A 25181-nucleotide genomic window follows, 5' to 3' on the forward strand; every position below is an offset into this window, starting at 1 on the left:
ACTTTATAAACCTTATGAACCTTATAAACTTTATGAACTAAAAAAGGGGCGATAGCCCCTTTTTATTATTTTACAGTAGCCATGTGAGCGATTAACTCGAGTACTTTGTTCGAGTAACCCCATTCGTTGTCGTACCAAGATACGAGTTTCACGAAATTGGAGTTCAATGCGATACCTGCTTTCGCGTCGAAAATAGAAGTGCGGGCATCTCCCAAGAAATCTGATGATACTACTTCTTCTTCGGTGTAACCGAGGATTCCTTTCAATTCGTTTTCAGAAGCCTCTTTCATCGCAGCTTTGATTTCGTCGTAGGTAGCTGCTTTTTCCAGACGGCAGGTCAGGTCAACCACGGATACGTCCAACGTCGGAACGCGGAATGACATACCGGTTAATTTGCCGTTCAATTCCGGGATTACTTTTCCCACGGCTTTCGCTGCCCCGGTAGAAGACGGGATGATGTTTCCTGCAGCCGCGCGTCCGCCTCTCCAGTCTTTCATGGAAGGACCGTCAACTGTTTTTTGGGTAGCGGTCGTGGCGTGTACGGTAGTCATCAAACCTTCAACGATGCCGAATTTGTCATGAAGTACTTTAGCCAACGGAGCCAAGCAGTTCGTGGTACAAGAAGCGTTGGAAACGATAGCTTGTCCCGCGTATGACTTGTTGTTTACTCCCATGACGAACATCGGGGTGTCGTCTTTTGACGGGGCGGACATAACCACGCGTTTAGCACCTGCTTTCAAGTGAGCTTCCGCTTTTTCTTTCGTTAAGAAAAGTCCGGTAGACTCTACCACGTATTCCGCGCCTACTTCATTCCATTTCAAATCTTCCGGGTTTCTTTCAGCCGTAACGCGGATAGCGTGGCCGTTCACCACGAGTTTGCCGTCTTTAGCTTCAACGGTTCCGTTGAAACGACCGTGCATGGTGTCATATTTCAACATATAAACCATGTAATCAACGTCGATTAGGTCATTAATACCCACGATTTCAATATCGTTTCTCGTCATTGCAGCACGGAAAACCAGACGACCGATGCGTCCGAATCCGTTGATACCAACTTTAATTTTTGACATTTTTCTTTTATTATTTGATTAATAATGATGTTAACTCTCTCGTTTAATGTCGTAAACTCACACAAAAGTATGGATAAAAAAATGAAAAACAAAAATCTTTTGGATTAGTTATACGCGAACGTTTTTTTTGTGAAAAAAGTTTGCGCAAACGTTTTAGATTTGTATCTTTGTCCCTGCAATGAAAGGAAATGTTTTTTGCTTTTATAAGTGTAGTAAATTTATTGTTAGTGTGTTAAAAAAAAGAGGCTTATGCCTCTTTTTTTAGTTTATAAGGTCCATAAGGTCAAAGGTCCATAAGGTCACGGGCGTCCTTCGGACAGAGTTTTACGGCAGCTAAGACTGCCGTAGACAAAGCGGCCCGCAGGGGTCCATGGACTTTTGACCTTATGGACCTTATAGACCTTACGACTTTATGGACCTTTTTACAGTCAATACCCTTTTCGTCGCGGGAGAGACTTTGTACCGGTCGTCGATGCGGTGGCCTACTACCCAGATAATGTCTTTGCCGGATTGGAGGATGAGGCATTCTTTTTTCTGTTTGGCACTGAATTTTAGGTCAGTGAAGAGGTCACTCAGTTTTTTCTTGCTGCGTTTCATGCCGAGAGGACAGAACCAATCGCCTGTCGACCAGTGGCGTAAGACTAGGGGATACGTGATTTTGTCGAGGTCGAAGCATCCGATTTCGGAATCTTGCGGGACTTGGAATGAATTGTCAATCTCTTGTTCCCCGAGCGTGAAAGTGTAATCGTCGAGGTGATATTCCCCGCTGTCTGCCAGAAGCGTGCGTTCTTCTTCTTTTTCCAGAATGTTGAAAAGCCGCCAGTACACTCTGCCTTTCGTGAGCAGGTATTCTCCCGCTTCGAATTGCTTGCCGGGGATGGCTTCGTTGCTATGGAGTATATCTTCTATTTGGGTGGCGTTGAACCCGTAAGGTCTTAGAAATTCGAACAGGAACGTGTAGGGGGCGGGCGATGCCATTGTCTTTTGGATGTCAATAAGTATTTCGCCGTTTTCTTCACTGACGATGTTTGCTTTCAGGCAGTCGATGCCGTACTTGTAGATTTGTTCCACCTCTTTCAGCGTGTTGCAATTTTCCTGCACGGTGTTGAGGAAGGAAGGATTGATTTCCTTGCAGACGGGAATAATCAGGTGGCGGATTTTATTCCGCACGTAATCGAGGGAATTGTTCGTCGAGTCGGTACGGTAACCGAGCTGGTTTTGCTCTATGTACGCAATAATCTCTTCCCGCGAGCGGGACAGGAGAGGACGCAGTATTTTATCCTTGACGGGACGAATACCCGTTAATCCTTTTATTCCGGTTCCGCGGCATATATTAATGAAGAGTGTTTCTGCCAAATCGTCGGCATGGTGTCCCACGACGATGTAATCCATTTTTTTCTTCAGCCGCATTTCCTCGAACCACGCGTAGCGTAATTCGCGTGCCGCCATTTCTATGCTGATGCCTTTTTTCTGGGCGTATTCCCGCGTTTCAAAACGTTTCACGCTCATGGGAATCCCGTAAGTTTCACAAAAGCGTTTCACGAATTGCTCGTCCATATTGGACTCCTTGCCCCGGAGATTGAAATTGCAGTGCAAGGCGTGTATTCTTAAATTCAAGTACTTGAACGCGTGAAGCAGTGTGATGGAATCGGCACCACCGCTGACGGTGATGATGAATCCCGCTTTTTCATCAATATCATGTTCCTTCAGGAATTTTTTTATCGTGTCCAACATAACCTTTCCATTTAATGATTCCCCTAAAATTAGCCATTTTTCCCGACATTCAAATAACGAGGGCGGATTTTTTTCTTGCATGGCAAGTTTTTTACCAGAAACGTTGTTTGCCGTCCTGTATGGTGAAAACGCGTTCTTCTTTGCCAGTTGTGTGGTTTTGAAGCCAATAGACCGCATTGGAAGGAACCGCGTCAAACTCGATTTCATATCCCTCGGCTATTTTGCTGCCAAGCGATTGCCAACCGTCCCGGTCAAAGTAAAAAAGTTCGTATTCGTTGCCGGGATAGATGCCGTTCGCGTCGTTCCGGGGCAAGTAATGCATTTCCGAGATACTGACGGGTTCGCCGAAATCAATCATGAATTGTCGGGAAAGACGCCCGTAACTGAGGGCGTTACCGTCAAAGATGTTGTCTGTCCTTGAACTTTCGCCGATCGGATCGATGCCTTTTCCCCGGATGACATTCCCCTTGTTATCCTTGAAGGTCCACTCGGAGAGTTCTGCCATTTTCGTGTGGTCGAACAGCCAGTAACGGTATTTTTGTGTCGTGTCCACGGGAACGATTACCGGGTACATGTTAGGGTTTCGGTCTACGCGATACACGAGTCGGGAAGTTTTGAACGAGGCATCGTTGGAACATCTGAAATTAGCCCCGACGAGCGCGTTCCCATGATATACCTTATTACTGTGTAACGGGTATTTTCGGGTGAGTTTTACGGTCTGCAAGTGTGCTTTGTCCGGTTGTAAAGAGGTGGTTGTGCCATTTGCGCGGAGAATGAAAGGATAAGAAAAGTTCTTCTGGCGCTCGTTTTCAAAATAGACGGGGAAATAAATGATGTTTCGCCCGAGGTCACGGAAGACCGCCTTATTTCGTTTTACTTTACTCCAATCGACGATACGCAGTTGGCGATTGTTGAAAATGGCGAGATAGGCGTGGTGTATCGAATGGCAGCGACCGGGAATATCCGCTTTCACGGTCACGTCGGATGTCGCTTGATATTTACGGGTAACATCCCGGTTAAACGGGTCGCGGAAAAAAGGTGGAATGTATTCATCCCCTTCGGGTTTCGGAATTTCATTCACGGCGTAAGTGCGACGGAATACTTTCGGGGCGTTTTTGGTTTCCAGTTGCCCGTGCAATATATCCAGTTTCTTGGGATCGATGACTACCGTCCACTCGTGAAAACCGTTCATGTCCGCCCAGCAAGGCACGTGGTCAATGGCAGCGGGAATACCCGCCATGCGGAATGCCAGTAATTCCAGTCGGCTGGTAAATACACATTCCGAGATAGTGAATGGAATGTTTGCCACGGAACCCGTGTTGGTTTTGTAGGACAAGGTATGGTCGCTGACTTGTTTGCTGATGTTGTAGACGGAGAATTTGCGGTCGTCGAAGTATTGTATAGCTTCCCGTATGTATTTTTCCTGTTCCGGGGCAAGTGAATCCCGCCAGTAATCCAACGTTTCGTTGCCGATACGATAGGGAAGAAGGTATTCCAGAAAGTCCTCGAAAGATATTCCTTCCAGCCACGGGCGGGTAGTCCATTGTTCGAATGCTTTGTCTATATTATATATAAGGTAATCCGCTTGCACGTGCTTGATGTCCGCTTCTATTTGTAGTTGCTGCCGTGAACGTGAGTAACGGGCGGGTTGCATGAGAATCACTTTTTTCAACAGGTAATCTTGTATCGTAGTGTCGACTATTTGCTTGAAATCCTGAAGAAATTGCCCGCTATAAGAGAAATGTTCCGGCATGTTTTCTATAAGAAATAGGGCTGCTTGCAGTTTTAGACTGTCTTCGGGATTTTGGGAATAGTGTTTCAGTACTTTTTCCAGTTCCGCCCGGTTGGCTTCACTGGCTTGCAAAGCATACTCCAAACGCGGGGATGTATCCCGGCAAGAACAAAATATGATACAAGAAAGAGTTGTAATCAAGCAGATATATTTCATTATCAAAACGGTTTTCTTAATTATGAGGCAAAAGTAGGTATAATTTGAGGAATATCATTAAAGGTTCGTTTATTAATAGTCTGTTTCGAGAGAATCCAAGATTATCCGTATCGTTGTAATTATTCCCGTATTACCATGATAATAAGCAAGAAATAAAAAAACACTAATTTTGGTATTTGTGTGTGATTATTACTATTTTTGAGCGTCAATAAACGAAGGTTTATTTCCATTCCGCTGCTAGATGGCGGAAGGCTTGAAATTCACGTGGGATCGGTACATATGACAGAGGATAGAGATAAGATAATTGCACGGTTATATTGCAAATTGAAACCAGAATTGCGTGTTTACGCTGCCCGATATTGTCCGGAAGAGGCGGAGGATATCGTTCATCAGGCATTCGTGAACGGGTATGACCGTATTATGGCCGAACGGAATGAGGCGGAACAGCGTTCGTATCTTTATTCCACGGTGAAGAACCTGTGCCTTAATTTCCTGCGTAACGTTCGTCCCGTTTACACGGAAACACCACCGGAGTTGATGACCGAGTTCGCAGTTATCGATACGCATGACTATATGTACGAGTTGATCGCCCGTTTACCCAAGAAAGAACGGCGGATTCTTGAATTGGCCTTACAGGGATATTCCACGAAAGAGATTGCAGAACAGATTGATATGGAGTACAACACGGTACGGCATTATAAAAAGGAAGCCTACGCTAAAATTCGTCAGGCATTGAAAAATGAAATTTGATTTTATTTTTGTCCGAAAAGAGATTGCTGCTTGATATTTTGCTATTTTTGTGACGTTAGGTGTTTGTTTACTAAGAATTAAAAATGATATAAAGTGGATAGCAAGGATCGGTTTAGTGATGCTCGTGTCCCCGAGTTGATGAAGAAAGCCCGGATGGGTTGGTGGGAGGCGGATTTTAAAAGACAGTGCTACGTGTGTTCCGAGTTCATTCGTGATTTGTTTGGCTTGGGAGAAGACGGCGTTATCAGTTTCGAGGATTTTCGGGGTTTCATTCGGGAGGATTACCGTTTGCGCACGGTAAATGAATTTGTTTTCGGTAAAACTCAGAACGTGTATGATCAAGTGTACCCGGTGGAAGTTCATGGTGAAATTATCTGGCTTCGGGTTAAACTGTGTTCCAAGGAGGTGGATGAAGAGGGATTCATGAGAACTTTTGGCTTCATGGAATGTCTGGATGTACCGGAAAGTATGGACACGAGTACCACTGCCTTGCAACGGGTGAATAACCTGTTTGTGCAGCAAAACAGCATATCCCGTTCTTTATTATCCTTGTTGCGTTCGGACGACCAGAGCGGTGTCGTGAACAAGATTCTGGGAGATATCATGCAATATTACCCGGAGGGATGTACCTATATCATAGAGTACGATTGGGAAAAGAAAACACAGACTTGCAGTTACGAGGCGGGAAGTTACAAGTCTTTCAAGAAAAAAGATTACATGGAGGATTTCCCCATGTGTGAAATACCTTGGTGGACGGAGCAACTGGCACAAAAAGCATCCCCTATTATTTTGACAAACTTGGACGAATTGCCGGAAGAAGCTACAGCTGAGAAAACGCGTCTCATGGAACAAGGGGTGAAATCTTGCATGGTTGTCCCGATGATATCCAGAAACGGGGTGTCCGGGTACGCGGGTGTGGATATATTGGATAAACCCCACGTGTGGAGAAACGAGGATTACCAGTGGTTTGCCTCTTTGGTAAATATCGTGGGTATTTGCATGGAGTTCCGGAAGTCCGAGATTAAAGCTCAGGTGGAGAAAGAATACTTGGATAATCTATATCGCCATATGCCGGTGGGATACGTGCGGATGCGAATGGTGTACGATGAACAAGGGCGGGTGAAAGATTATCGCTTTATAGACTCTAATAATATGGCCCGTTACTTGTACAATCTCAAGGACGAGCGATGGATCGGCAGACTGGCAAGTGAAGTGGACGAAGAAGATATACAAGAGCATATAACTGACTTGGAAAGCGTGGTGAAAGGAGAAGGTCCGAGAGAGATAAATTACTACCGGTCGGGAGTCGATAAATATTTTCATTCCGTGATGTATTCTCCTTGCAAGGATGAAGTGGTGCTGATGTTCTCCGACATGACAGATACTTTCAAGGCTCACGAGGCGTTGGACCGGAGTGAACGGTTATTACGGAACATATACAAGAATATTCCCGTGGCTATCGAATTGTACAATAGAAACGGGATTCTCGAGGACGTGAATGACAAAGACTTGGAAATATTCGGTTTGGACTCGAAAGAAGCTGTTCTAGGCATTAACCTGTTTAAAAATCCGATGATTCCCGAGGAGGTAAAAGATAAATTGAGGAGAAGGGAAAGTGCCGATTTTTCGATAGATTACGACTTTTCCAAAATTGGTGAAATGTATCAAACTTCCAAGACTGGTATCCTCAATTTATTGACACGGATAACCACGCTTTACGATGCCGCAGGTAACTTGACAAATTATCTTTTGATTAGCGTGGATCGGACAGAAGCGACAAAAGCGTATAACCAGATTAAAGAATTTAAAGATTTCTTCACGTTGGTCGGTGATTATGCCAAAGTGGGATACGCTCATTTCAACGTGTTGACAAGAGAGGGGTATGCGTTGGATAGCTGGTACCGGAACGTGGGAGAGGAACGAGGAACCCCGTTACAGCAGATTATTCGGGTACACGGTCATTTCCACCCGGAAGATCGTGCCGTGGTACTTGATTTCTGGGATAAGGTGATACGGGGCGAAATGTCGTACATCCGTAAAGATGTCAGGATATTAAGGGAAGACGGCAGTTACACGTGGACTTGCGTGAACGTGCTTGTGCGGGATTATCGTCCACAAGACGGTATGATCGAGATGATATGCATCAATTACGATATCACGGATTTGAAGGAAACCGAGATGAAATTGATTAAGGCAAGGGATCGGGCGGAAGAGTCTGATCGGTTGAAATCTGCTTTCCTCGCGAATATGAGTCACGAGATTCGTACCCCGTTGAATGCAATCGTCGGGTTCTCCAATTTGTTGGCTTACGCGCAGGATGAGTCGGAAAAGCAACAGTATATCAGTATCGTGGAGGAGAACAATGAACTGCTCCTGCAATTGATTTCCGATATATTGGATTTGTCCAAGATAGAAGCGGGTACTTTCGAGATGGTGTGCGGTGATATCGAGATAAATCCCTTGTGCGAGGACGTGGTGGCTTCCCTGCAAGTCAAGGTTCCGGCGGGTGTTGTACTCCGTTTTGAGCCTTGTCCGGAGAATTGTCATATATATAGTGATAAGAATCGTATTCACCAGATTATATCCAATTTCGTGAATAATGCTTTTAAGTTCACCTCTTCGGGCGAGATCGTGGTCAGTTGCCGGAGGATAGGCAAAGAGATTGAATTTTCGGTACGGGATACGGGAATTGGTATTGAACCGGAAAAACAGAAAAACATATTCGATCGTTTCGTGAAGTTGAACACCTTTGTTCACGGCACGGGATTGGGACTTTCTATTTGCAAGAGTATTGTCGAGCAATTGGGCGGTCGCATTGGGGTGGAATCGGAACCGGGCAAAGGTTCCCGTTTCTGGTTTACTCATGCGGTAAGTCAATAAAAATGCGTACTTTTTAGAAAATCTAGTATCCCCGCGGAAAGCCGGGAGCAAGTAGCTATGTCTGCTATGATACTGACTTGCCCGTGTTTACCTGTTATATGCCAAGGGGAACGCTTCCCGTTTAATCTTTTCGTTTTCTCGTGTTATTAGTTAATGTGTGTTAAAAGTGGCGTTTTTGTTCATACATTTTTCTTTCTGATGTGTATCATGTTTAGAAAGACGAAATAGATAATGGAAGAACTGAAGAAATTAATAACAAAAGATATTTTTGATTGCCTGTCTGGGGAAGATGCCCGGCGGTTGGAGGAGATACGGGCAAGATTGAATATCAGCGACGAGGACTACCGGCAGATGAAAGCGAGAGCAACAAGCCGGGAATTACACGAGCGAATCGTGAACGCGAGGAAACGTCCCCGTCGGTTCATGGTAGTGGCACGTTATGCGGCGATTCTGATATTGCCGTTAGCGATAGCCGTGTATTTCCTGTTAGATAAAGAGAAACAATCTCCCGCGGTAGTTGTGGCACAAGTTGAAAAAACTTTACCGGCACCGGAGCGCAAGCAACCCCGGTTGATTCTGGATGACGGGAAAGTGGTGAATCTGGGTCGTGAGGTCAAGGAGGAACAAATCACGCTTCATGCCGTGAACCGGGGAAACGAATTGGCATACGAGAAGAATCAAGTAGTGGAAGAAGAGGAAACGCTCGTTTACAATACCGTGGAAGTACCTAAAGGCGGTGAATATCATGTTTCTTTGGCTGACGGTACAAGAGTGTGGTTTAACGAGGAAACACGGTTAAGGTTCCCGGTAACCTTCGCCGGGGCAACCCGTGATATTTATTTGGAGAGAGGCGAGATTTACTTGGAGGTGGAGAAGGACGACCGGCATCCTTTTATCGTTCACACGGGAAACGGCGATATCCGGGTGTTGGGTACACATTTTAACGTGAAGGCTTCATCCGGTCGGGTGATTGAAACAACGCTGGTGGAAGGACGGGTGGAAGTGAGCCGTGACGGGACGAGCGTTATATTGAAACCTTTCCAGCAAGCGGTAGCCGGGGACGTGATAAACGTGGTGGATGTTACGGATATGGATGCCATTATCTCGTGGAAAGACAATATGTTTTATTTCCGGGACGTGGAGTTGGAGCAGATATTGGATAAGTTGGCGAATTGGTACGGTTTCAACGTGTTTTACGAGAATCCGGACGCCAAGCGGGAGAAATATTTCGTGAGCATTGACAAATACGCCCAAGTCGATAAGATTTTGGATGTGATTGAAGAAGTGGGTAACGTGAAATTTAAAATAAACGAGAAAACAGTGATTGTGTATAAATAAAGGAAAAGCGAGTGCTACCAACACCCGCTCTGTCCTAATGCCCGGAGAGGCATTAATGTTAAATTCTAATTTACAAATGTATGAAAAAAATGTCTGATTTCTGGGGAAGTCATGTCAAAAAAATTCCCCTCCAAGGTTTGTTATGTCTTTTAGTCTTGTGTTTTAGCTTTCCGCTTTTTGCACAGCAAACGGGAAAAGCGATAGACATTAACGTGAAAGATGCAACCGTGAAAGAAATCTTGGAAATTATCAAGAAGCATGATTATCGTTTGGTGTATTCCACGGCAGTGATTGATGCTTGCAAGAAGAAGGTGACGATGAACTTGAAAAAAGCCACCGTTTCACAAGTGCTTGACGAGGCTTTCAAGGATACGGAGCTGTCTTACAAGGTGGAAGGAAATCTGATCACGATCAAAGAGGTGCAGAAAGATAAGTCAATCGTGGCGAAAGGTGTCGTGAAGGACGAGCAGGGGCAACCTGTTCCCGGAGTTTCCGTGATTATCAAGGGAACCGTGACGGGTACCGCTACTGATGCAAATGGTAATTTTCAGATTAAAGTTTCCGAGAATAGCGTGTTGCTTTTCTCTTTCGTCGGGATGGAGGCAAAATCTGTGCTAGTCGAGTCAGATGCCCCGATAACGGTGGTGATGAAGGAGGTTGTGAATGAAATGGATGAGGTGGTTATTACCGGTTATCAAGTGTTGAAGAAAAGAGAATCGACTTCATCTATTGTCACGTTGAAAGCAGAAGATTTTATAGAGCCTGTAGGTTCTTCACTTGATCAAATGTTACAGGGTAAAGTTCCGGGAATGTCTGTAATGCAAATGACATCAACAGTAGGTGCTGCTCCTAAAATTCGTATTCGTGGTTCGTCTACCGTGATAGGTAATCGTGAACCGGTTTGGGTATTGGATGGAGTTGTCTTGACAGATCCTGTTCCGCTGGATGCAACGGATTTGAATAGTATGGATCAAGTGAATTTAATTGGTAATGCTATTTCTGGGTTAAATCCTGAAGATATTGAGCGTATTGATGTCTTGAAAGATGCTTCTGCAACGGCACTTTACGGGACAAAGGCATCTAACGGTGTGATTGTGATTACGACTAAACGGGGAAAACCGGGTGCTCCGGCTATACGTTACAGTACATCTATGAATTTTGTAGAACGTCCGAGTTATGATGGGTTGTTTATGATGAATTCAAAAGATAGGATTGAAGTGTCGGAAGAAATACATAAACGAGGCTTACAATTTGTCGGATTTTCACCTACTGATGTAGGATATGAGGGTGCTTTGTATCGTTTATGGAATGATCAAATTGATATGAATCAATTCAATAAAGAGGTGAAATCGATGAAAGAATTGAATACGGATTGGTTTGATCTTTTATTCCGTAATTCTTTTAGTCAATCTCATACATTGTCTGTTTCTGGAGGAAGCGAACGAGCTAGCTATTATTTTTCTGCAGGTTATTCCAATCAACGGGGAGCTCAATTGCAAGAACAAGGAGAACGTTTTAGCTTCATGTCAAATATCGATTTTAAAATATCTGACCGTTTTAATGTGTCTGTAGGTTTAAGTGCCAATACTAATACTACGGATCGCCCCACACAGGATTTATTTAATTATGCTTACACAACATCTCGTGCATTGCCTGCATATCACGAAGATGGAAGTCTTTATTTTTACGGAAATTATGGCGTTTCTGTTTTTGGAGATGGGCAAATTGTTTTGGATTATAATGTGTTTAATGAATTGCAGCATTCTGGAAATACACAATCTGTTCGTGGTATTACAACAAATGTTAGTTTAGATTATAAATTTTCAACTTGGTTATCGGCAAATGCTGTATTGTCTTATAATACCAGTTCTGCAAAATCCGAGGTTTATTATGATGAGCAGACTTACCAAGTATCGACATATCGAATGTTGCCATACGGGTATGATAAAAGTCTTATGCGAGATGATTGGTTGTTGGATTTGAGAAATATTCATTGTAAAATACCCTATGGTGGTATTTTGCAGTCGAGTAATGATGTGAATGATTCATTTACAGGACGTTTTTCCGTGAGTATGAATAAGTTGTTTAGGGATGTCCATAGTATATCCTTTACAGCAGGAATTGATATGACAAGTGTAAAATATGAAGGTTATAAACGAGAAGAATGGGGATATTTACCAGAACGAGGAAAGCAATTTGTCACTTTGGAAAATTTAGATGATTGGAAAGCTGCTTCTTTGGCAATGCAAAAAATGAAGCCAGTAATTACTGATAAAACAACGAATAATTTTTCTTATTACGGAACTGCATCCTATAGTTATCGGGGAAAATATGTTGTGAGTGCCAATGTACGGGGAGAAGGTTCGAATAAATTAGGAGAAAATGCTCGTTTTTTGCCGATATGGTCTTTTTCCGGTCGTTGGAATGTGACGGATGAACCTTTTATGGATCCATTGTTGAATGTTATTTCGAGTTTTAATATTCGTTCTTCTTATGGTATTCAAGCTAATGTAACGGATGATCATAATCCGAATTTGATAGCTAGTTTGGGAACGTTGAATTCCAATTCAGAAGAATATGCCTCTACTGTGTTACAGTTGCCTAACCGGGATTTGAAATGGGAGAAAACTTATTCTTTTAATCTAGGTCTTGATTTTAGTTTGTTTAAAGGTGCGCTTTCCGGAGCTTTTGATGTTTATAAAAGAACAAGTAAAGATCAGTTGATGTCGGTCGAGATCACTTCAACTAACGGGGGAAAGATTGTGACTATTAATGGTGGTGATTTAACCAATAAAGGATGGGATCTTTCTTTAGTGGCGACTCCTATCAAAACGAAAAATTTTGAATGGCGTTTGACTTTTAACACGGCTAAAGTATATAATGAAGTTGCTAATGCCGTGGAACGTTCTAGTACCTATGGAGATTATTTAAGTGGTTCAATTGTAAAAAATGGCTACGCTTTGAATTCTTTTTATTCTTATATGTTTGATGGATTGGATGGAAATGGATTACCGAAATTTAAAGGAGTGAAAGATTATGATGAAAATGGAAATGTAGTAATTCAGACCCGTGAACAAGCTTTAGCTTCAGCACTTAAATACAGCGGAAAACGAGAACCGGATGTGTCTGGAGGTTTGTCAATGTCTTTCCGTTATAAAAATTTATCTCTTAACACGATGTTTAATATATCGTTGGGTAATAAAATTCGTTTGAATGATTTGTATGCAGGTGATAATTTTAAATTACCTTATCCCGCACAGAACATGGGATCTGATTTCGTGAATCGTTGGAAAAATCCGGGGGATGAAGAACGTACTAATATTCCTGTTTTATCAGATGAGTTAATCACGATTTATAGCCAAAATCCAGATAATAAGGGGGATTTTATGGTAAATCATTATTCGGAAGTCGGTGCTAATTATTGGCAAATGTATAATAATAGTGACTTACGAGTGGTATCGGGTAATTTTCTACGTTGCCGTTCCATATCCATGTCTTATTCATTACCAACCGATATTGTGCGGAAGTTATATTTGAAATCTTTGTCGGTGAGCTTGGGGGTAACGAATCCGTTTGTTATTAAGCCTAAAGGATTACAGGGGCGAGATCCTGAACAGGTTACATTGGGATCTGGAACTATTCCTCCCCAACACAATTATTCTTTAATGCTAAATGTGACTTTCTAAATTGATAAAATATGAAAATAGGTATATATATATTGCCTCTCGTGTGTTTGTTCGTGGCATGTAGTGATTTTCTGGATTACAAGGATAATGATAAAATTATCCCTTCAGAATTGATCGAGTATAATGAATTAATATATGGAGAATTGATCGATAAAAGTTCTAGTTCTACTTGTTACAACCTTTTAATCATGAGCGATGACGTGGGGAGTTGGGTAAAAGGAAACTCATCAGATGAGCGGATTCGATATAAGAATTGGTATAGTTGGGCGAAAGAAACCCAAATCACGCCAGATGGGGATGAGATGATAGATCCTGCATGGGAATTTTTATATCACAAAATACTAATGTGTAACGTGATTGAAAATGATGTTAGTGTAATAGAAGATGATCTAGAGGGCGTGAAATATCGTTTATTGGGAGAAGTACAAGCTATTCGAGCGATGTCTTACTGGTATTTAGTGAATATGTACGGTGAACCATATCGAAGTGCGGAACAGGCGAAAACAGCCATGGGAGTCCCAGTAAATAAAGAAATTAGTATTCTGGATAAGATATATGAACGGGAATCTTTGTCGACTATATACGAGTTAATTGAAGAAAATTTGAAATCCGCACTAGTTAATTTAGGGAAAGGTGAGCAGAAGAATACGATATTCCGTCCGAATAAAGATATTGTCCGTCTCTTTTTGTCTAGGATTTACTTGGAACAAAAGCGTTATGGAGATGTGATAACGGTTTGCAATGATTTATTGGAGGAAACAAACAAATCTATATTACCTCTTGAGAAAATGACCGGGAATAATTATAGTAATGAACATCCTGTGATATCAAGAGATGGTGGAAATTTATTGTTTTCTTGGTGGAATCGTGATGCTGTTTCTGGTTTTAATAGTAATTCTTATAGCATTGGAAAATATTGTGTCTCTCCTGATTTGAAAAATATGATTAAACAAAATCCTGATGATGTTCGAGGAAATTCTTATGTTTATTGGGATTATGATGGGGCTGTATTATATAAGTTTAGTGAATCAAATTCGAAATGTTACAGAATGTGTTATCGCATAGAAGAAGCGTATTTTAATAGAGCAGAGGCATATATTTATACTGATCAGCGTGATTTGGCTATGCAGGATTTGACTCAAGTTTACAAACAGCGAGTGAAAGGGGAGGAGCCAAAATTAGAAGCAAGTGTAGATGAAGCGGCTATTGAAATTTTGAGGAATGAGAAACGAAAAGAGTTTTGTTTTGAAGACATACGTTGGTTTGATATTAGACGTTGGGGATTACCTGTAGAACATCAATACCAAGATATTAATGATGAAAATGAATATCAAACTTTTGTATTGGAAGCCGAAAGTCCAAATTATATTTTGCCTCTGCCGTTGGATATTCAACGGCGTAACGAGAAGATAGAGCAAGTGGTGAGAGTTGAAACTATTGTAAAAAAATAAGTTTGCTGTTATGAAAAAATATTTGTTATTATCTATATTATTGGGTGGTGCCCTCTTATCCGCTTGTTTTGATGAAGACAAAATTCATGCGGATTTAGGAACTTATAAAAGAGCTTATGATACCACGTCGACAGATCCTGTGTGGAAATATGTATCGCAATACTATTATAAATATGGGAAATTATTTATAACAGATCCGGATAGTTCTGATTATTTATTTAATTTCCAATATAAATTTGGTTTAAAAGTTGAACAGACAACGCAAAATACGGAACATTTATTGAAATGTATTCAGTTTGTCAACGAAATGCTATTGGACGGATTCTCGGATGATTTTAAAAAAACATATTTCCCGTATAGTATTATTTTGGCTAAATCTATTGTGTATACGGGAGGATTGACTCCAATGGATAAAGATATTTATTGTACGAAATATCATGTATCTTTAAAAGTAAATGAGGATGTTTTGAAGATGACGGAAGTAGAAAAAGAAGAACTTTCTGCTAAATGGAATTTAGGTTTTTTATTGGATTTTTGTGCTGCATATGGAAGTGGGTTTGTAATTCCGGAGGATTTTTATGCCGTGAGTAAAGAATTTCGTGGGCGTTATCAAGGTGCTCAATTGCCCAAGGAAGAATGGTATGAACGAGGATTTCTTACAGGTATTGTAGTTGATCACTATCAGCCTTGGTGGAGTACTGATCCTAATGATGGATATGATTATACTGATTTTCCTACTTATGATGATACTGATTTTAAATATTTTTTCACGGGAATGCTTACTATACCTAGCGAAGAATTGCAAGAAATTGCAACAAAGTATCCAAGGGTAAAAGCCCGGTTGGATATTATTGATGCAGAATTGCAAAAAATTGGTATTGATTATAAGAATATGGGGTATAAAGCTAAGAATTAATTATATAGTTCAGGTGGAATCTAAATTCCACCTGAAATTTGCTCTCTTCAAAATGATACATTTATATTGTTTATGGTGTATTACTTTTATTTGATTTAGAATCTTAATAACAGTTCTATGGTTAAGTTTGTATTATTAATTGTTTTTCTATTTTTCTTTTATGCTTGCCATAGAGAAAATATGAACGCTCTAGAGAGAGAAAACGAATTAGAGAATTTCGATAATAGAATGTTTGATAACATTGATATTGAAGTTTATGATTCGCTTATAAAACGCAATGATTTTCAATATCTCGCAGCTTTGTATAAAGAAAATCGGAATGCTATTTACTCTTGTGAGGATAAAGAATTATCAGAACAATATTTAAAAGCTGATACAATCCGCTCTTTGATTAGTTATTATTCCAAGAAACTTTCTTGTTCAGATCTTTCATTGTATATTGCTAAGTACGTGGATACAGAACTTGTGATACAATCGAGATGTTTACTAAATGAAAAGATCGAAGATTGTTGGAAAAGAGCGTGGGATTTCTATGATAAGACTTTTGTGAATAAAATTTATGAGTTGATGAAAAATCCTGATGATATAAGGAATGATATTGCTTCATTTTTATCAGGGACTTATGGTGTTTTTGGTGTTCAAAGGGTTTTTGTTGTATTTCAAGATAAGAAAGCAAGACCAAGTGGTGAATGGTTGAAATTGCAAAAACATGGATTAATAAATCTTTTACTTGCTGAAAATATTAATATATCACCCATATTTGATGGAAGTGATGTTTCTGCTGCCGAGCGTGATGTGCATAATATAAATAGATGCTTAAATGATGGATTTTATTGGTATTATACTAGTAATAGGTGGAAAGAAATTGGAGAATTGAAGAAAAATCCTAATGCTTGTCCTTCTTGTGGTGAAAATCCATGTATTTGTTATCATATATGTCCACAATGTGGGAAAACAAATATAAGTTGTATTTGTTGTAAAAAGTGTGGACGATATCCATGTATATGCTATAAAGAATTAACGCCAGCATGGGGAATATTTGAATATCAAGATTATATTATGTGTTGTTGGAATGAACAAAAAATAGAATCGTATCTTGAAAATTTAAGTCATGACGTAAATTATTGTATTCTTTATAATTGGAATAGGCCTGGGGGACCTTTAGGAAAAGATATAGATAGACCATACACAGAACCTTATGATGTTTCTGATTTCACGGGTGTCTATGTGTTACATACAAATATGAAATATACTTTTGATCTTGTTGATATTTATAGCTTTGCAAAAAATGTAAATAATGTATTAAGAAGAGAACAGGCAAAAGGATATCCTGAAAATTTTATAGGACCTCTTTTTGCATATTTTGTGTTAGAACATGATGTTTATGCTTTGGTATCAATGGGAAGACTTGGAGTACTGGGAGAAGCGTTAAGTGATACTGAATATCCTTATAGATTAGACAATCTTGAATTTAATATTTATGATATTGTAGTAGATAAAACTATTACTTATAAAGGAAAAGAATATCATTATGCATTTGAGAATGATTATGAAAAAAAAATATATCAAGTTATGAAGTTGTTTCAAATGATGAATTGTGATATAGAGATATTTAAGTTGAAAAGGGGAGGTTATCCTATAATGGGGGATCAATTTGTAAAAGGTTGGTATAGTGATAGAATCTCGAATGAAGAAGATATAATAAAGTAATTTTTAAATAGATGTTATGAATAAAGTATTGTATATTGTTATTTTACTGTGTTTTAGTGTTGCTAGTGTGAATGCTGCCGGTGGAGAGTGGGGAAAGAAGAAGAAAAAGAAGGCGGCAAAGGAGCAGGTGGAGTCGAAAGACTCCACTTCGAAAGCCACGTCAACGAGTGAGTATGAAAAATTCATGAAGGATGCCGAGGTGAAAGAGGGGATGTTTAACGTGATCAAGAAGAAGGATAAGATTTATCTGGAGATTCCGAAGGCTATCATGAACCGGGATTTCTTGATCAGTTCTCGTGTTTCCTCGACGAGTCGCACGTGGCAGATTGATCCGGGAACCATTAATAGGGATCCGCTATTGATTACTTTTTCGTGTGATGGGAATAAGGTGTATATTCATTTCCCGCATTTGAGGTACGAGTGCAAGGAGGATTCGGAGATGTACGAGGCATACAAAAGACATAGTAACCCGCCGATTTGGAAGGCCTTTAAAATAGAGGTATTATCCAAGGATTCCAGTAGCTGCGTGATTGATGCAACTTCGTTGTTCTTGTCTTCTATCGCAGAATTTTCCCCGTTTCCGGATCTTCCGGCAGAGGTGCGTGCGTTTGTGCCGTTCGGGGGTACGTTCCAGAGTGATCGTTCCCGAATCGAGGAGTTTAAGGCATTCGAGGATAATGTTATCGTGAAAAGTATGATGACTTACACGACAGACAAGGAAGGTCCCTTGACCACAATCGAGGCTCGTAATATTGTTATTTTGCCGGAGAAGCCGATGACTCCCCGTTATTCGGATGAGCGTGTCGGATTTTTTGAGGAAACCCGTTTTTTGTTTGACGAGAATCAGGATCAGTTGCAACGTTACGGGATTATCAATCGTTGGGATTTGCAACCTAAGGATATGGAAAAATATTTGGCGGGAGAGTTGGTTGAGCCGGTAAAACCGATCGTGTGGTACGTGGATCCGGCTATCCCGGAGAAGTGGAGAAAATACGTGAAGTTGGGTATCGCGGATTGGAATATCGCTTTCGAGGCTATCGGGTTCAAGAACGCGATCGTGGTGAAAGATTACCCGACGGATGATCCTAATTTTGATCCGGATGATATTCATTATAATTGCTATCGTTTCGTGGCTTCCGCGAGAGAAAATTCCATGGGACCCTCTTGGATAGATCCCCGTTCGGGAGAGATTTTGTGTGGAGATGTGATTTCGTGGTATGGGGTGGTGACTTTGTTGAACAAGTGGCGGATGATTCAGACCGCGGCGGTAGATCCTTCCGTGCGTTGTCCGGTGATGACCGACGAGAACATGGGGGAAGCAATGCGTTACGTGGCGGCACACGAGATCGGGCACACGCTTGGGTTGATGCATAATTTCGGGGCATCGGCTGCCTATCCGGTGGAGAAGCTAAGAGATCCCGAATTTACTCAAAAATACGGTACGACTCCCTCCATCATGGACTACGCCCGCTTCAATTACGTGGCACAGCCCGGTGACATGGAGAAAGGGGTGAAATTAACGCCGCCGTTGGTTGGGGAGTATGATAAATTTGCTATTAAGTACGGGTATCAGGTATTGCCGAACGTGAAGAACCCGGATGACGAGAAAGCGACTTTGCGGACATGGATTAAAGAGCAAATCGGGAACAAAATGTGTTTCTACGGGCAACAGGTTTTCCAGTTTAATTTTGACCCGCGTTCTCAAGCCGAGGATTTGAGTGATGATGTGATCAAGGCGAATACCTACGGGTTGAAGAATCTGAAGTATGTTACGGCTAATTTCGTGGATTGGATGGCCGTGAATGACGAGGGATACGCGGCTGTTGAGGGTACCTACAAGGAAATTATAGAGCAATTTTTCCGCTTTATGAACCATGCTATGGTAAACGTGGGAGGGATGTACGTTAATCCTAAAGGGTTTGATGATAATAACGTGCAATTGTATCAATACGTGCCTAAAAATAAACAGTTGGAGGCTTTGACGTTCGTGTTGAAGAATTTGAACGATTTGCCTAACTGGATCGTGAATGATAAAGTTACGGCTATAGTGGGCCCTACGGCAAAGCCCTACGTGCAACAAACGCAATTCTTCAGTGAAATGTTGACTCGCGAGTTCCTTGGACGCCTTCAGTTGAACGAGATCGACGAGAAGAACGTGTTCACGATAGATGATTATTTGAATATTATCTATGACTACATGTTCTCTCGCAAGGGGGGAAGTTTACGGTTGTGTGACATGGCTTTTCAAAATTCTTTCGTGGATAATTTGAAAGAGTTTATGGATAAAGGAGAGTTTAAAAGCGCGGGTAGTGGCAAGGCTTTGACTGATTACGCTATGGAAACGACTTGTAGTTGCCACGCGTATTGCGAATCCCATAGTTTTAATCCGGTGGATCCTTTGAGTGAGATTGTTTTGAGCCCGAGAATTGACAAAACAAACAAGCGTCCAGTGGTGATGAAGTATTTACGCAAAGCTTACCAGACGGCTAAAGCGAGATCGAATACGGGAAATGATAAGACCCGTGAACATTATCGTTTATTGGTCTTGAAGTTGAATTATCTGTTTGATTGATCCGTGTGAATATGTGTGATAGAAAGGGCAAACGCGTGAAAATGCGTTTGCCCTTTGAGATTAATTTTTCAACATATTCTCGACACGAAGTAATAAGAGTTCATAATGTGCTTTATCATCCCTGTGAGCGAAAGCAAGTTTACTTTTCACTAAAGTTTGAGCCTTTTTTAGGATCTTGGTTTGATAAGCCGGAATTTCACTAATCACGTTTATTTTTACTTCATCTTGAAACATGGGATCCATTTCCCCGAATTTTTTAAGACAAATGGCGGCAACACTTCCCTTGCCGTATTGTTCCTCTATGTCCATCAACCGTGCACGGGTGAAAGGGAAATTGAGTTCGGGAGCTAACCCATACGCTTCTATCTCTTCCATGGATGGTAAAGAAGACACGTTCGCCGTTTTGTCTGTGAAAAAGGAATTTCCTTTTTTACTTTTCTCCACCTCTTTAAGAGCGGCATCAATAATAGCACGCTGAAGTATTTTGTCTTCCAATGTCAATTTGCGCCCTTGAATCGTCGAGGCAAATACTCCTGCATACAAATCATCGTAATATTCTCTGATTGTGTATGCGTCTTTTTCTTTGGCAATATGGGAAGCCAGTGTAACATTTTGCGGAATGGTTGTCAACAGACTTTTGGATATAGCAAAAGCTATTTTCGACGAGCTATTCGTGTGCAAGTCGAAGTTTTCAGTCAATTCCGGGGCATTAATCCATGTACAATTCCGAAGTTCACGCAAAACCCAATTCAAGGAATTTTTTTGCACGGCACGAGGCAAAGGCTGTGCCGGTTTCATTGTACCGGTGCCTTCTTTTACCTGTGATAAACGAATCCCGCCAATCTGGTACATTACGTTACCCAAATAACGGAAATACTGGTTAAGAATTTCTTCGTACATTCCGCTTCGGTGACGGGTATCCCCCTTCTCGTCAATCCATTCGTTCATGTGAGAAAGGATATGTTTCAGATTTTTTATTCCGTAAGTCCCGGCTTTAACCGGATCGTCGCCCAAATCTTCCTCGAGGCTGCTAGGATCGTAACGTCCGTCGATTTGCTGACGTCCATAACGGAAACGGGGATCATTTGCTTTCTCGTCAATCCACCGTCCGGCAATCTCTACTTCTTCCCACATATTCGTGGCCTCCGGAATAGGCGTGTACAACCACTTGATCACGTATTCGTCATAAACGCCCAAAGCCGGAGGGGTTAATTTCACCCCTTTATCCCCCGGCTGCGCCACGTAATTGTATCGGGCGTAGTCCATAATGGAGGGAGTCGTTCCGTATTTTTGAGTGAATGAAGCGGAACGTAAAGAATCTACCGGATAGGCACTTGAGGCAGCCATGTTATGCATTAATCCTAATGTATGTCCTATCTCGTGAGCGATCACGTATTCAATGGATTCGTCCATGATTTCCTTCGGCATCTTCTTTGCCCTTACCCGCGGGTCGATTTGTGCCGTTTGGATAAAACGCCACTGGTTGTTCAATTTCACGATATCATTATACACGATCACGGAAGCGTTTAAAATCTCTCCGGTGGTGGGGTCTACCCAGCTCGGCCCCATCGCGTTGGGTGTAGGGCAAGGAGAATAACGGATACACGAGTATTTCAGATTATCCGGGTCAAAGGTGGTATCATTAACAGGGAAATCATGCACTTGCATTACATTTTTGAACCCGATCTTCTCGAATGCGGGGTTCCACCTTAAAACAGCTTTACGAATGGCAGGTTTCCATTCTTCGGGGAATGTATTATCCACGTACCAGACAATCGGCTTCACCGGTTCAACCAGTTCTCCTCTTTTCCACGCTTCTATATCGGAAGGTTCCAGACGCCAGCGGTTAGCTAATGCGTATCCCCGCAAACCATCCTCCTTCTGAGCCAGATCAATTTTAAAGAATCCTAATAAATTATGCCCGTATGTAGGGAATACCCCGACGCGGGAATCTTGGATTCTGGGCTTCATTTTTCCTTCCGGTAACAAGATCATGGAGATGGTAGAACAGCTTGCTATGTCACCGAGCGAGAAACTCATCATCATGAAATTGATGGAAAGATCGAGATTTTGATATAATTCAATTGAAGCGTTGTCATCAAATACTTTCATCTTGCCGAAGTAAGGTTTTCCGGTCTTGCCTTTCGAAATGCTAATACCTTCAGCCCTTGAAAATGGAGATACGTCATCATTCTTGAATAAATCGGTTGCGTTAAATATGACCGCCGTACTATCGGCATTATACGCTTCCATGGGAAAACGCTTGTATTCCATGTCCATGTAATTTTTTTCCAGAGCCTGAAGCATATTCTTGTCATTCGATGTACAAACGGCAAGCATGTTCGGGAAACTGAACACGACGGTTGAATCCTGTAAATCCACACGTAAGTGTAAAGGGTTATTCGTTTTGTATCCGACGTTTGCGAATTGCGGGTTACCGACCTTGGAAAGAGTACTACCCAAAAGAACTTCTTTCCCCATGTTCTTTACAGGATATTCCATGTAAATTTTTTCTCCCTCCCGGTGAAAAGTAAGAAATTCTCCTCTTACTGTTTGTAAGCCGGATTTCTTCATGAATTTGTCATACTTACTCTGCGGTTTCTCCTCTTTTTTCTCCACTTGTTCCGTGGATTTCGATTTTTTCTTTTTCCGTTCTGCCCCGTTCGCGAAAAGGCAAGACGTTCCTAGGGCTACTATTAGTAGCACAACATACAGTTTTCTCATTATTAAAGATTTATTTAAAATATAATTGTGTGTTCTACTTTTATTTTTCCGTGTATCTTAATTTCTTGTAATCGATACCCATCTCTTTCAGTGCTTTGGTCAAGAGATCGTATTTAATTTGCATGACTTCATATTTTTTTAATAGGACTTGGAGTTCGTCATCGGGCGTGTCGATCAAGAAACTTATCCAGTAGCCGATATCTTCTCCTTTGTACGGAAACACGGGAATAATATCATAGAATAAAAACATGCGGGGAAATCCTAATTCATAACGAGCTTCCTCTTCATATAAATATTCCAGTTTTTCATCCTGTATAAGTTGACCGTACAGAAGTAAGGACTCTCCGTATTGATAAAATTCATCGGGGATATTGATTCCCTTATCATACATCCCGATATATCTCCATAATGTTTCGTGTGACTTTGAACTGGCTACGGCTTTTTCATTAAAACTCATTTGTCCCAAATCTTGAATGGAAAAAATGCAGAAGTAACGCCCTATACAAGATAAAACTTCTGTTTCAAGAAGAGCCGGATCGGCGATGGCATCATCGGCAAGAATAATACTATACGGGAAATGTTTACGAATAAATTCTTCGGGATACGCGTCTAGTACTAATTTCTGCATCATTTCAATCCCTTTCCATAAATGCTCTTGCTCCTGCTTCGGGTAATTGAATTCAAGGGATTCATTTTTTGAACTGAAATTGTACAAGTAATCAGATGAATCCGGATCTGTTATAAAAAAACGGTTGTATTTGTAGTAATATCGTGACACGAAATTCAATACCTTGTCAGTAGAATTTGTATCATACATCTGTACCCTTTTGTAAGGAATTTCTTCGGCAACAATAGGAGCTTCTTCGTAACAATTATAGAAACTGATACCAAGTATGATGATTAATAAGAATTGATAATATTTCATCGTATTCTGTTTTAATTATTTGCTAACTAAGGTTTCAACCCGTTCAAAGTTCTCAATTTCAAAATTCTTGTCTTGAACGTCCAGTGGAAGACTTAAAATGTAATTCGGATTTCCGGCTGTAAGGATATAGGTGTCCGCGGCCAAGGGGGCATTTAGGTCTTGGAATTTATGAGTTATCTCTATTTTCCAACGGCGAATATCGAACCACCTGCAATCCTCGAAACAAAATTCCATTCTCTTTTCCTCCCGCATAATTTTTCTAGCTTCTTCCGGATCATTCGTGTTTTTTTCATAGTCACCTTTTATACGTGAACGGCGAATACTATTTATATCCCTCATCGCTTGTTCGATATTCTCCGTTCCACCTAATTCAATGCAGGCTTCAGCCCGGTTTAGATAAGCTTCTTCTATTCGATAACACCAATCATTGCAACTTCTCGTGAAAGTATAATATTTCTTGGGATAATAGGGTTTGTATTTATCAAAAAATGCTGTAGCCCGAATATCTTCAGCATTATCTTTTTTTACGTATAAATTGCGTAAATCTTGGCTGACTTCCCAATGACCTGCTTCAGAAGTTGATGTTGAAAGAGGACTATTATCACGTCTTCCCCATGAAAATAAAATACTTTTGTTGGAATTATTGTACAAAGTTATTCCATTGGCGATATATTTTGACATGTTTTCCAAGGTTTCAATCGTTGCACCGCTTTCTGTTATTAGGGTTGAAGACATCTTCTTGGCATCCTCCCACCTTTTCTGCTGCAAATAAATTCTGGACAGAAAAAGGTAAGCTGCGTTCACGTTAGGTCGGAATATGGAATTTTCTTGATCGCCTGCTTTCAATAAATCGATTGCTTGTAGCAGATCTTTTTCAATTAAGTCGTATACCTCCTGCAATTTTGCCCTTGTATATACTTTTTTCTCGATACTGATTGCCGTGTTAATAGGAACTCCCAACGCTTTCTTGGCTTGTTCTTTATTTTCGTAGGGCTCACCGTATATATTTACTAGGTAATAATATGCCAATGCTCGCATGAATGTCAGTTCTCCTAATAGACGTGTTTTTACCCGGTCGTGATCTTCCTCGAATTGGCTGACATCATTTTCCAGAATGTTGCATCTCAGGATTTTATTATAGAAAAACGCCCAGTTATTATCATTTCTTTCTCGTTGTTCCATATCTAACTGGTTGTTTTTTGCCCATGTGAAATAACCGAAAAATTCGCTTCGGCTATCCCTTCTACTGGATGATCCTTCTATGGGTAAGACAACACTCATGATGTCATCCGTCATAAAATCCAACGCCTTCATCTCGCTTCCGCTTGTTTTCTTTATTATTTCTCCATATACCAGTTCGTCAAAGTGTTTTAACTCGCGGGGTATTATTTTATCTTGATCCTTGTATTCAAGGAAATCACTACATCCCATCCAAAGGAAACACAGCGATAATATGTAATATAGTTTATTCATGTTA

At 41.0% G+C, this 25181-nt stretch carries 14 protein-coding genes; 8 read left to right on the plus strand and 6 right to left on the minus strand.

Annotated features, from left to right (window positions below; genetic code table 11):
* Positions 1-65 precede the first annotated feature (65 nt).
* The 3 genes from gap to L0M98_RS08700 form a co-directional block, all read right to left on the minus strand.
* Positions 66-1070 carry a type I glyceraldehyde-3-phosphate dehydrogenase gene (gap, locus tag L0M98_RS08690; protein WP_118715487.1) on the minus strand — a complete coding sequence of 335 codons (1005 nt, stop codon included), beginning with the start codon at positions 1068-1070 and terminating at the stop codon, positions 66-68.
* 402 nt (positions 1071-1472) lie between these two features.
* Positions 1473-2885, minus strand: a complete 1413-nt coding sequence (gene tilS / locus L0M98_RS08695) for a tRNA lysidine(34) synthetase TilS (RefSeq protein WP_227215574.1) — start codon at positions 2883-2885, stop codon at positions 1473-1475.
* A gap of 10 nt (positions 2886-2895) precedes the next feature.
* Positions 2896-4752 (minus strand): hypothetical protein, encoded by a 1857-nt coding sequence (locus L0M98_RS08700; RefSeq protein WP_186975779.1) that lies wholly within the window; start codon positions 4750-4752, stop codon positions 2896-2898.
* Between the two features lie 279 nt (positions 4753-5031).
* Here L0M98_RS08700 and L0M98_RS08705 point away from each other — a divergent pair, with 279 nt between their 5' ends.
* The 8 genes from L0M98_RS08705 to L0M98_RS08740 all read left to right on the plus strand — a co-directional run bounded on the left by L0M98_RS08705 (position 5032) and on the right by L0M98_RS08740 (position 20055).
* Entirely contained in the window at positions 5032-5502 is a 471-nt protein-coding gene (locus L0M98_RS08705; protein WP_186975778.1) for an RNA polymerase sigma factor, read from the plus strand.
* Positions 5503-5595: 93 nt separating this feature from the next.
* Positions 5596-8382 (plus strand): sensor histidine kinase, encoded by a 2787-nt coding sequence (locus L0M98_RS22675; RefSeq protein WP_227215575.1) that lies wholly within the window; start codon positions 5596-5598, stop codon positions 8380-8382.
* A 231-nt stretch (positions 8383-8613) separates the two neighbouring features.
* Positions 8614-9720, plus strand: a complete 1107-nt coding sequence (locus tag L0M98_RS08715) for a FecR family protein (protein WP_227215576.1) — start codon at positions 8614-8616, stop codon at positions 9718-9720.
* Positions 9721-9800: 80 nt separating this feature from the next.
* A complete protein-coding gene (locus L0M98_RS08720) occupies positions 9801-13406 on the plus strand; it encodes a SusC/RagA family TonB-linked outer membrane protein (RefSeq protein WP_227215577.1) in 3606 nt (1201 codons plus the stop codon).
* Positions 13407-13417: 11 nt separating this feature from the next.
* Positions 13418-14857 carry a RagB/SusD family nutrient uptake outer membrane protein gene (locus L0M98_RS08725; RefSeq protein ID WP_227215578.1) on the plus strand — a complete coding sequence of 480 codons (1440 nt, stop codon included), beginning with the start codon at positions 13418-13420 and terminating at the stop codon, positions 14855-14857.
* A gap of 10 nt (positions 14858-14867) precedes the next feature.
* Positions 14868-15773, plus strand: coding sequence for a hypothetical protein (locus L0M98_RS08730; RefSeq protein WP_227215579.1), 906 nt, complete (start codon positions 14868-14870; stop codon positions 15771-15773).
* Between the two features lie 117 nt (positions 15774-15890).
* Complete coding sequence (locus tag L0M98_RS08735) at positions 15891-17483, plus strand: hypothetical protein (RefSeq protein WP_227215580.1); 1593 nt, start codon at positions 15891-15893, stop codon at positions 17481-17483.
* Between the two features lie 16 nt (positions 17484-17499).
* Complete coding sequence (locus L0M98_RS08740) at positions 17500-20055, plus strand: zinc-dependent metalloprotease (RefSeq protein ID WP_227215581.1); 2556 nt, start codon at positions 17500-17502, stop codon at positions 20053-20055.
* 60 nt (positions 20056-20115) lie between these two features.
* Here L0M98_RS08740 and L0M98_RS08745 read toward each other — a convergent pair whose 3' ends face one another.
* From L0M98_RS08745 to L0M98_RS08755, 3 genes are read right to left on the minus strand one after another with little or no spacing between them, the layout of a single operon-like run.
* A complete protein-coding gene (locus L0M98_RS08745; RefSeq protein ID WP_227215582.1) occupies positions 20116-22779 on the minus strand; it encodes a zinc-dependent metalloprotease in 2664 nt (887 codons plus the stop codon).
* A 40-nt stretch (positions 22780-22819) separates the two neighbouring features.
* The gene (locus L0M98_RS08750; RefSeq protein ID WP_099293031.1) at positions 22820-23704 is read right to left on the minus strand and encodes a hypothetical protein; all 885 of its coding nucleotides are present in this window, start codon (positions 23702-23704) and stop codon (positions 22820-22822) included.
* Between the two features lie 15 nt (positions 23705-23719).
* Entirely contained in the window at positions 23720-25177 is a 1458-nt protein-coding gene (locus tag L0M98_RS08755; protein WP_227215583.1) for a RagB/SusD family nutrient uptake outer membrane protein, read from the minus strand.
* Positions 25178-25181: the final 4 nt, after the last annotated feature.

It is taken from the genome of Butyricimonas sp. DFI.6.44 (genome assembly GCF_022132345.1).
GTDB lineage: Bacteria > Bacteroidota > Bacteroidia > Bacteroidales > Marinifilaceae > Butyricimonas > Butyricimonas muris.

Coding starts and splice junctions, on each gene's coding strand:
- L0M98_RS08750 (WP_099293031.1), bottom strand. CDS start 23,704: ATGAAATATTATCAATTCTTATTAATCATCATACTTGGTATCAGTTTC.
- L0M98_RS08725 (WP_227215578.1), top strand. CDS start 13,418: ATGAAAATAGGTATATATATATTGCCTCTCGTGTGTTTGTTCGTGGCA.
- tilS (WP_227215574.1), bottom strand. CDS start 2,885: ATGCAAGAAAAAAATCCGCCCTCGTTATTTGAATGTCGGGAAAAATGG.
- gap (WP_118715487.1), bottom strand. CDS start 1,070: ATGTCAAAAATTAAAGTTGGTATCAACGGATTCGGACGCATCGGTCGT.
- L0M98_RS08730 (WP_227215579.1), top strand. CDS start 14,868: ATGAAAAAATATTTGTTATTATCTATATTATTGGGTGGTGCCCTCTTA.
- L0M98_RS08715 (WP_227215576.1), top strand. CDS start 8,614: ATGGAAGAACTGAAGAAATTAATAACAAAAGATATTTTTGATTGCCTG.
- L0M98_RS08705 (WP_186975778.1), top strand. CDS start 5,032: ATGACAGAGGATAGAGATAAGATAATTGCACGGTTATATTGCAAATTG.
- L0M98_RS08735 (WP_227215580.1), top strand. CDS start 15,891: ATGGTTAAGTTTGTATTATTAATTGTTTTTCTATTTTTCTTTTATGCT.
- L0M98_RS08720 (WP_227215577.1), top strand. CDS start 9,801: ATGAAAAAAATGTCTGATTTCTGGGGAAGTCATGTCAAAAAAATTCCC.
- L0M98_RS08755 (WP_227215583.1), bottom strand. CDS start 25,177: ATGAATAAACTATATTACATATTATCGCTGTGTTTCCTTTGGATGGGA.
- L0M98_RS08740 (WP_227215581.1), top strand. CDS start 17,500: ATGAATAAAGTATTGTATATTGTTATTTTACTGTGTTTTAGTGTTGCT.
- L0M98_RS08745 (WP_227215582.1), bottom strand. CDS start 22,779: ATGAGAAAACTGTATGTTGTGCTACTAATAGTAGCCCTAGGAACGTCT.
- L0M98_RS08700 (WP_186975779.1), bottom strand. CDS start 4,752: ATGAAATATATCTGCTTGATTACAACTCTTTCTTGTATCATATTTTGT.